The organism is Paenibacillus massiliensis subsp. panacisoli DSM 21345, assembly GCF_000426545.1.
GTDB classification, from domain to species: Bacteria; Bacillota; Bacilli; order Paenibacillales; family Paenibacillaceae; genus Paenibacillus; species Paenibacillus panacisoli.
Genome location: NZ_AUFO01000046.1, coordinates 1 through 10,043, shown reverse-complemented (window position 1 = coordinate 10,043; position 10,043 = coordinate 1). Strand labels below are relative to the sequence as shown.

3 protein-coding genes and 2 pseudogenes are annotated in these 10,043 nt (G+C 44.4%); 4 read left to right on the top strand and 1 reads right to left on the bottom strand.

Features of this window, described 5'->3' with window-relative positions; translation table 11 throughout:
* The 4 genes and pseudogenes from K331_RS30250 to K331_RS0122405 all read left to right on the top strand — a co-directional run.
* A partial coding sequence (locus K331_RS30250; protein ID WP_036635607.1) for an IS30 family transposase occupies window positions 1-309 on the top strand: 309 nt, incomplete at its 5' end.
* Between the two features lie 948 nt (window positions 310-1,257).
* Window positions 1,258-1,641 (top strand): hypothetical protein, encoded by a 384-nt coding sequence (locus tag K331_RS0122415; protein ID WP_028591996.1) that lies wholly within the window; start codon window positions 1,258-1,260, stop codon window positions 1,639-1,641.
* A 551-nt stretch (window positions 1,642-2,192) separates the two neighbouring features.
* Window positions 2,193-3,148, top strand: a pseudogene (locus K331_RS30245) (IS30 family transposase).
* 438 nt (window positions 3,149-3,586) lie between these two features.
* A complete protein-coding gene (locus K331_RS0122405) occupies window positions 3,587-7,258 on the top strand; it encodes a hypothetical protein (RefSeq protein WP_028591995.1) in 3,672 nt (1,223 codons plus the stop codon).
* Window positions 7,259-7,915: 657 nt separating this feature from the next.
* Here K331_RS0122405 and K331_RS30240 read toward each other — a convergent pair.
* Window positions 7,916-9,179: pseudogene (locus K331_RS30240) on the bottom strand (IS110 family RNA-guided transposase).
* Window positions 9,180-10,043: the final 864 nt, after the last annotated feature.

Sequence of the window (10,043 nt, the reverse complement as noted above, 5' to 3'; positions counted from 1 at the left end):
TACCCTGCCCATGCATTTCAAACCGCTACCGCAGACCGTGGCAAAGAGTTTGCCTGTTACGCCAGCCTGGAAGCCACTCATGGCCTAGAGGTGTATTTCGCAGATCCGTATTCCTCCTGGCAACGCGGTTCGAATGAGAATGCCAATGGCCTCTTACGAGAGTTTTTCCCCAAGGGGACGGATATCGCACAAATCACGGATGAAGCGCTGGAGACCGCTCTGCGCTTGATTAATCTCAGACCACGAAAATGCTTGGGGTGGAGAACCGCTCACGAATCCTTTTCAGAGGAACTGTCGCACTTGGCTTGACAATCCGTCGTATGCAGAAACAGTTAATACTGGCACACCTTGTGGATGTATAGATGACACAATTACAAGGGATGATTGTTAAAAGCAAAACTGTAACACAAGGCCATCCCCGGAGAGAAGCCGCAACTCTTAAAGCTCCAAAAGTCGAAGAACGTGCACCACAATGATGGCTAATATATTACAAGTTCTTGCCCCGAGCTGATTATGGCGCGTCTCCGGGCACGTATCGAATACAGTAGCAGCAACGGGAGGATAACCGGGTTAACCGGCGGTCCATTCTACTTTGCCGTTTATCACGTGACGACCAGCACGGTGCTTTCCAACGAGATGAAGGTGACGTTGGCAAAACGATGTGAAAACGGTAATAATGCCGGCAAGTACAATAACGGAGACGAAGTACGGAAAATAGGTGACGAGTTTCGCTATACAGGCGATGCAGATCCGGCCACTATGCTTAAGTAGCGAAATGATCATGCTGCCAAACACGGGATCCATCTTGGTCATGCATAGTTTGTGGATTTCTAGATAACCTTATTAAGGGTGATTGGTGCATGTTCACTCTAACTGAGATTTACAGTATGGTGTTGGCTAAACATTATGACTTGAGTTGGAGGATCAGGATTCATTAGTGAGCGCTGTTTCCATTTACAATAACCCAAAACAGGCTCAATTCAACGCTCTTATTTCGCAAGCACGTACGCAGTGCAAAAGTGATTTCAACAGCTTTCCAAACACTCGAAACACGAAGTTAGAGATGGAACTACAGTATGAAAATGAGGACACCATCATGGAAAAACTAGAGACGATCATTGATGAGTTCATTGAAGACTGATTGCTATCAAGTTTCAAATGGGGGAAGAGTAGGACAAGGTTTTATTCCGCCTCATCTTTAGACCCTAACAAGTTGGGTATGAACAAAAACGATTCATTAATGGGAGGAAATCCTACATGAATGACAATCTAAGTGCTGATAATGGCAATAGGCAATGCATGAGTCTTGTGCCTGTGGAATCTGAACGTCTCGATCAAGTTAGGTTTAGGAATGGAAGGGTCTCTCAGTTCTCAGCCTATGCTCCTCCATTGGTTTGGGGACCATGGCGCACTGTAAGAGAACATACAGGCGCTGCTACTTATGAAGTTGGATATAGAGCTGAAGGTGAAATACTAGTTGTCGCTGAAATTCGGTATTATTCTCTAGACAGAGGTCGTGTAGAACAAGGGTTTATTGACCAAGTCTCTATACAAACAGGCGATGTCATGGACATTATTGAAGTTAGGTTTAAAGGTGGAGGAATGGGTACAGGAGTAACCGGCACCGTTTACGGGCCTTAATATGCATGAAAAAATAAGCCGAATGCGACTGAAGCGCAAAACGGCTTATTTATTTTTCCTGTTATTCCTTATTTTCGCTAATTGATCTAACAAGTTGTACTTATGACCAAAGTTAATCCAATACGGAAAGTCCATCTCGGAAAATATCTTATCGAGTGGTATTTTTTCTGCTCTGTGAATTCAACGAGCATAGGAACGACTTTATTGCCACCATCACGTTCAAGAATACCAGTGAGAAATTCACGAGATTGCTGTGTCAACCCACTCAGAGCCTTCGAATAACTGTTGAACGTCGTAATGGATTCTTGTAGTTCCTGTGGAGAACACCTCCAATTAAGTACCTGATTTATCTTATTTAGTGTAGTGAGCGGTTGGAATTATAAGGTATCTTTACGCAATTATTTGTTAATTAACTTACTGGATAGGGCAGGCGCCTAATCCGATTCTAATTTTCTTTTTATGAAGTGCGACACCTACTGAAAAAAAGGCCAATGGGCGGATTCGTGTAGAATGAAAGTTCTCACACCTCATTCACACAAGGAGAATCCACCATGAGCTACACACATCTTAGCATAATCGAGCGCAGCAAGCTAGAAATCTTCCACCAGCAGGGGAAAAGTGCCAGAGCTATTGCCCGTGAATTAGGCAGACATCATGCCACCATTTGCCGAGAACTCCGTCGAAACCTAGCGCAGGAGCCATATCGCGCCGAGCGATCTCAGGAGAGTTATGTCCAAAGGCGCAAGTCCTCTATCCATGCTGAAAAATGGACACCGCAGCAGTCGGCCCTTATTGAAGAGAAGCTTCAGGCCACGTGGTCTCCCGAGCAGATCGTAGAACGACTCCGTCAAGAGGGACAGCCTGTAGTCTGCTTCAAAACTTTCTATCGTTGGCTGTATACAGGCCGTTTGATGAAAGGTGTGTTTACCGTCCTGCATCACAAAGGTAAACGGCAGAAGCCTGCAGAGACACGCGGCAAGTTCACTGTGGGTAAGGCTATCTCTCAGCGTCCGAAAGAGGTTCGTTTCCGGGAAAGCTTCGGCCATTGGGAGCTCGCTACGCTCGTCTTGGGCTGTGGGAAAAGCAAGGGCTGCGTAGCCACGTTCATCGAACGCAAAACCCGCTTGTACACCGCCATTCGAATGCCTGACCGTACCGCGTTGTCCATGGAGAATGCCTTTGGTGTACCGGCCTCACAGCATCCTACCCATGCATTTCAAACCGCTACCGCAGACCGCTGCAAGGGTTTGTCTGTTACGCCAGCCTGGGAGCCACTCATGGCGTACAGCTGTATTTCGCAGATACTTATTCCTCCTGGCAACGCGGCTCCAATGAGAATGCCAATGGCCTCTTGCGGGAGTTTTTTTCCAAGGGGACGGATTTCGCCCAAATCACGGATGAAGCCCTGGAGACCGCTCTACGCTTGATCAATTACAGACCACGAAAACGCTTAGGCTGGAGAACCGCTCACGAATCCTTTTCAGAGAAACTGTCGTACTTGGCTTGACAAGTCCGTCAAATAAAAAAAAGACAAGGATATTTTCTGCTAAATTAGAATCAGAGGGGCCTGCCCTTTATTATTTGTTACATTACTATTAGTGGGAATTTATTATCATAGACATTAATTACGGCAAAGTGAAGAAATGAAGAAAGTATGGATTTCTAATTGAATTACCTAAACATGATTTTGATTGCGAATTCAAAATCTTAAAGTGCAAGTACTTGCCCTACAAGCTTCTTTAACATCGAGTTCTAGTTGGTCTAAGTTCATAGCAGGACCTCCAACTACTTCAGTATACTCCAATTATCGCATACATAATGGGTTCCGCAATATTTAGCTATTACTGAATTTCCCAATCGCCTCTTACATAAAGAACATCTTTAACCACATAATACATGAGTAACTTATAAAACCATTATTGAGGAAAAAGGAGGAACAGTTACTTTGATTGAAATTTCGAGGTATTTAAAAACGTCAAGTCAGCATCTAAGTCCAAAAGAAGCGATTAAAAGTTCTCCAGATATTCTGCTCGGAGTAACTAAAGAAGCATCACAAACGCTTCGACATATGGAAATATTGACGGTATTCGATTTAGCACTATCGAACATTTTTAAGAATGCCAACAGACTCTTGAAGCGTCAGATGGTCGATTTCCCAACCAACAACCCTATGGAATACGCCCCCGCTGATATGTTGGACAGAAGTGCTGAAGGAATCGATATTACCTTGATTGCTTCTGAAAATATTGAAGTTCTTGCGGGAATTGGCCAGGAATTAGGACCTGAGCTTCGTAAAACTCTTGATGTAAGCAAAGTCCGCGACTTGGCATTGTGGCCACCGTTTATTGCTGCACAGGCCATTGTCGATGTGGTCTATGGTATTATCGAAACCAATCAAAAAGACCATGAGGCTCCTGCAGATCTTATTCCTGCTTCGGGTATTTATCCGGCTGAAAAAGTAACATACAATACGATTTTTCTTGATGATTTCGAAGATGAACATATAGATAAAAATAAAAACAAAGAATTAGTATCATGTTTGGATGTAACAGTAAAAATCGATTCCGAAGAGTTATGTATGAGTCCGCGGGAAGGAGCGATTGTTAAATATTCGCAAAGCTGGTTTACTGAGGGGGTTACCCTAGGGCAACTGCTACACAGTGTGGCACTGGCACCAGGAGAAAGCACGAAAATCGCGATCATCGACTGGTCAAGACAATCTCGAACAAATGTTTCCGAATCCATTGATCAGAATGAAGAGGTCAATAACACCTTTGTTCGCAACCGCGCCATCAGTGAGGTAATTGAATCAGTAAGGCGTGATGCAAGCACTGGTTTTCAAAGATCCACAGCTGATTCAGACAGCCTATCTAGTGGTAACGCAGAAAGTGGAATCAATTTACCAGGACTAAATCCTTTAGGCGCTTTAGGTGGATTAGGTGGATTAGGTGGATTAGGTGGATTAGCTGGCGGACTGTCGGGACTTGGATTGCGGAGTAATGACAATATGTTTAGAAGTATAGGGGGACTGGGTGATCTCGGCGGTGCAATTTCGGGAGCCGTTGGTGCACTTACTGGGGCGGTATCGTCGGTCGGACGATTAATAAGTCCATCCTTACGGCCATCCATTGGCTCGGAAACCTCATCAAGAAATCGAACGAGAACGAATGCAACAACACACACCTCAGCGAAAAATATTAGTGATCTTTCTTCCACCATGCTGAATAGGTTGACAGACAGTACACATCAGAGTGCATTATCTACTCGCAGCCGGAGAGCAACAATCGTAAAAGAGTCTCAACAAAAAGAGCATGAGTCCGTACAAACAAGAGTGATTACGAACTATAATCACATGCATGCGATGACGATTCAATATTACGAAGTTGTGCAAGTGTATAAGACTGTTATGAAGGTAGAGAATGTAGATAAAGTCTTATTTATCCCAATGCAACCCATTGACTTTGCAGGTAATTGGGGAATAATTGACCAATTTAGGGATGTTCTCGCAAGTGTGGCGTTACTTCCTTGGGTTCGGAACATGTTAGTGTCCTTGCCCAATACGGTAACCCTTCAAGCGGATCCTATTGCCTTAGGGAACGATTCTTGGAATATCGATAATATTAGTCAACTTGATACGTTATTTAATAATTCAGTCTTGGATCGATTCGGAAGTTTAACCTTTCCAAAATCCAATATTGTCGTGAATGAAATTGTCTTCTCCACGAATGCCGGTGAACCAAGTGTAGGTTGTAAGCTATATTTACTTGATGGCAGTATCGTAAGTGCTGTTACACCTGGGACAAACATACAAAAAAATTTGAATGATATTAAAGGGATCCGAGTTTCTCGACCTCCAGTCAATCCAGACAATCCAGAAGAAGAGCATACTGCATTGAAAGCACGGCTACGACTTAAAATTAGTTATACTAACAGTAAAAACGAAACATTACCTGGCGAGATTGATGTGCCAGTATATTTTCCTATGGATACGTTCGAAGTATCTGCCGTTAATGTAATCACAAGTGTGGATGAACCAGGAGCTCTGCAACAACATCTTCATGAATGTACGATGCACTACAGTCAAGCAATTTGGAGTAGTATCGAACCTACAAGGTTGTCGATTCTTCTGTCCAAATATTCGTATCGCAATGGACAACTTCTTTCTTGGATAGATCCAACACCTATAGGAATATCCGGCAATTTCCTCTTGTTTAGAATGTCGGTTCCATCTGATGAAATCAAAGCTTGGAGAGAAAAGCATAGGGTACTGAATGAAATTAAAGAAGCTATTGTTCCCCTTCCAACGGGTGGTGTGTTCGCTGAAGCTGTGCTGGGACGCTATAATTGTGCAGAGAAACTTGATATGACCCGCTTTTGGAATTGGCAGGACTCACCGATTCCGATACAAGCACCAGACTTGGGACCAATCACGACAGGTTCCCGATTTCATGAGGATGGCGATCAAAAGCCCGGAGAATTGGGGCAGCCAGTCATTAATATCATGAATCCAGTACAAGCTCCTGAGCCTGTCAGCACTGCAGCTGTCCTGGCTTCTTTACAAAGAGGGAATGGGGCTGATGCCGCGGTTGGTTTAGCCGGTACGGTGGCTTTGGCGCAAGCCGCTCTAACGGCTTCCTCTAATGCTGCAAATCAAGCAGGTTCTCAAGCTGGAACAAACCTAAGTACAATGACATCAGCAATCTTAGATGTCATTAAGACGGTTGCTCCGATTGTTGGTGCCGCCGCTGGAGGAGGGATTCCTGCTGCTGGTGCAGCAGCTACTGCCTCTAAAGCGGGCGCATTGTTAAATTACGGAGCTGCTATGGATGGAAAGAGATCGATTAAACCCGCGAGTACATCACCAGCAAGTGCGATTAAAAGTATTCGATCACACCACAACTTGGAAGATAATCATGACGTTGGAAAAGAGAATGTAGAACGCTCAATCAAAGAAGAACCTACAGGATTTGAGGCAACTGCCTTTCAAAGTATTGTTACTGGAAACTCGTCACAGACCACCATTCTCAATGCGATATTGGATTTAATGAAACTCGTTGGTGCTAGTCAAGCTCAAACTCATGTAAATCAAGAAGGCAAAGCAACTCTTAGTGTAGGGCAGAAGGTCCCCGATATGTTAGAATCTCAAGCTGCAGGACCTTTTACAGATGCAGTTCACCGCGGTAGCAATGAATTTAAGAATTTTGTTTACAACAACAATCCTCTGATAGTCTATGATGATGAGGAAAGAGGTCATTCCAACCACTACATGACAAAAGACTTGGCCGATCAATTGAATCGTCTTGCAGAGCTGGTTGCAGCTGAATGGTCAGGAATCAAGCTCATGGTAATCGATGGATGGAGTGATCCTGATGTTCGTCCACCTCATAATAACCGATTGTATCATGAGGGGAGAGCTGCTGACCTAACGGTGAGTGATTTGGATACCTCCAAACTTGGTCGTTTAGGCTGGCTCGCAGTCGATGCAGGCTTTGACTTCGTCCACTACGAGTCCCAAGATCATATTCATGTTGCTGTAAAAGTCGCCAATAACGTCTTGCGTGTTTCTGAACATGTCGTCACGCTTAATGAAGATTCCGAGCCGTCTTACACCACTTAATGCAACTGCTACGCACATTGAACCCGCTCCAGTGGAGCGGGTTCAATGTGCGTAGCAGAGTTGAAGAGTGTTCAACAGACTATACAGGTACTGCCAGATGACAAAGTTTTGAACAGACTTTGGATTCTAGTAAATTATTGTCGAGGGACAAGAACATATTCCCATTGAAGTCGCTATTTTAGCAGCTTTTTAATTTTATCAGTACAAGTTCGTGTCCCGAGCCAAGGCATGTTCCTATTTACGATTAGACATATATCTAATCTATGTTTTGGCGCTAATTCATTAAACTCCCTCGAAATGATTCAATTTCCTCACTCAAACTCATGAATTCGCAGGTTTTTACTCTGTAGTTAACGTGGAGGAAGAAGGCAAGGGCGGAGGTGGTAGCTGGGATTTGTAGAAAGGGCATGACGAAACAAGGATGAAATAGAACCACCCATATTATTCCATATTTGCACGTCTCCACTTCACCCTAGTGATTCTCACTCCCATGTCTCAACGGGTCATAGCCCTTTCATTCCTTCGTCACATCTTAACTAAGGGGTGGAGGTCGGTCTTTCTAACGGAACGGGTCCAAGCCCTTTTGCTTAATGTCTCCCGATACTCCGTGCTTCTTGTCATCCTGCGAATACATCAATCGGTGAGAATCATGCGATTTTATGCTGCTTGTGGAAATACTAACTGAACTGTAAGCTTCGCTACTCTTGGCCAGGCTAACAAGCATTCGGGCCACCTTACCACATAATTTCATAATAGATTTCATTTTTTTGAGCTTTTTCACGTCGACATTGTGGTGGTGCAGGGCTCTAATATCCGGATTGGTCATAACCATACACATCGTCATGAGATAAAGGAAACGCCGTAGACGAGGGCAGCCTCGCTTGCTTAGGACCATTTTCCCACGCCATTTCCCGGAGCTGGCTTCAGCCAGATTTAGACCTGCATGGCGAAGCAAGGCATTTCCGTGGGCATAACCGCTTAGATCACCGGCTTCCCCTAACACACCAGCCAAGCTCGTAGCATTTACCCCTCGAATGGAAAGTATCTTCTTGGCATAAGGAATACGCTCAAGAACGAGTTGGAGTTCACTCTCAATTTGCTCAAGCTGGCGCTTGGCCAAGTCGTATTCTTCGAGCAATTGACCTAAGTGAAGCTTGTAGGCGTGCAAAGCCTGCTTAGCGCCAACGCTGCGTTTAGCAAGCGAGATAAGCAGTTCGGCACGCTGTAAGCCCGCATGACGTTTCACATACTGCTTCCAGCCAGCAATGACTTGTTCCGTCGTTAACCGGCTAATTTCTTCCGGGAGAGGAAATAGCCTTAACGTGGCAATGGCACTGGTGCAGGTAAGGATTTTAAAGACATGACGAAGTTCTGGAAACACAATATCTACCCAGCGGTGAATTTGATTAACGGCGCTGTTAAGCCGTTTGGCCACCGTGTCGCGATTAGCCATGAGAATCCGCAGTTCCTCGTAGACTTCCGGATTAAAGCGTACAGGGGAATAGTATCCGTTTTTGACCATATCCGCGATGACAAGTGCATCTTTACGGTCACTTTTAGATGGGGTATTATCTCGGTTTTCTTTGTTCTTTTTGACAAGATGAGGATTTACGAGAACAGCTTCAATTCCTTTGGCCGAAAGCCATCAAGCCAGGCTTAGCCAGTAGTGGCCGGTTGGTTCCATACCGACGATGATTTTGTTCAGCTTGTACAACTTAAGCAGATCTTGAGTCCAGCGGCAGAACAACTGAAAACCCTCGTCATGGCTGCCAAACTCGAGTGGAGATCCGAGAGCGACTCCCCGGTAGCTAACCGCACGAGCTACGTGAACCTCCTGGGCAATATCTACGCCTACAATTAGATGTAATGAGGAAATGTTTTCAATGAGTTGATTTTGCTTGTCCTGGGCTTTAAACTTCATAGTAGAGCGACCTCCTGGATGGGCTTTTTGAGGCTATGACCTCGTGCGCAACCCCATCGTACCGAGGCGCTCGTTTTTATGCAAAGAGCAAATTATTCGTTTTACAGGAATTCTATCGGGCCGATAACATGATTATACAAGTGTGAGAACTCTGTTGTGCTTCATCAATTTGTACTTGTGCGGATCGATTACTATACCGAAAAACTCAAGCATTTGAAGAAGATGTTGTATTCGACAAGCTACGAGTAGTAATCCCAGTAGCATTGACGGGAGCATGAAATAATAGTTTGGCACTTTAGGTTTTGAGATTGCCCCTCATATGTAGGCGGCATGAGGGATCTGAAGCTGGGGATCTTCCTTTATTAAAAGGTTATTATAGGTAGCTATCTTACAACTTCACGCAGGAGGCCCAATGCTTCCTTCATACAATAGAGAAGTTGTTCAACCAGTTCATTTCAAATAAATTCACCTTAATAAAAGAGGAGTGTTATTCGCGGTTATCGGTTGAAGAGATCAAAACAACTCTCCAGTTCATCGATTGGATAAGCGAACAATTTCCCTTTGGTTACATAAATAAAATGATTTTATTACTCGAACGGGCTCAGGTCGATGAGAGTGGTAAAAAAAGCTATTTCCACAACTAGTTCCAGAGCACAATAACAACCAGAGCTCAGCACGACTTATTACGTGTTGCTCTCTGAGCTGCAGAACACGGCAGAGCACATTATATCCGAGCTTTCTAGCCAACCTTTATTTCAACGGCAATGACTGGATTGTCAATAGTAAATCAGACAGCTTTTTTAAGGGCTTCTTTGCGATACTGAACAGGTGTCATGTATCCCAGCGTTCCGTGAATTCGATGCT

Bases quoted from the DNA above. Each gene is read 5' to 3' on its own strand.
- K331_RS0122415 (WP_028591996.1), top strand. From the start codon at position 1,258: ATGAATGACAATCTAAGTGCTGATAATGGCAATAGGCAATGCATGAGT.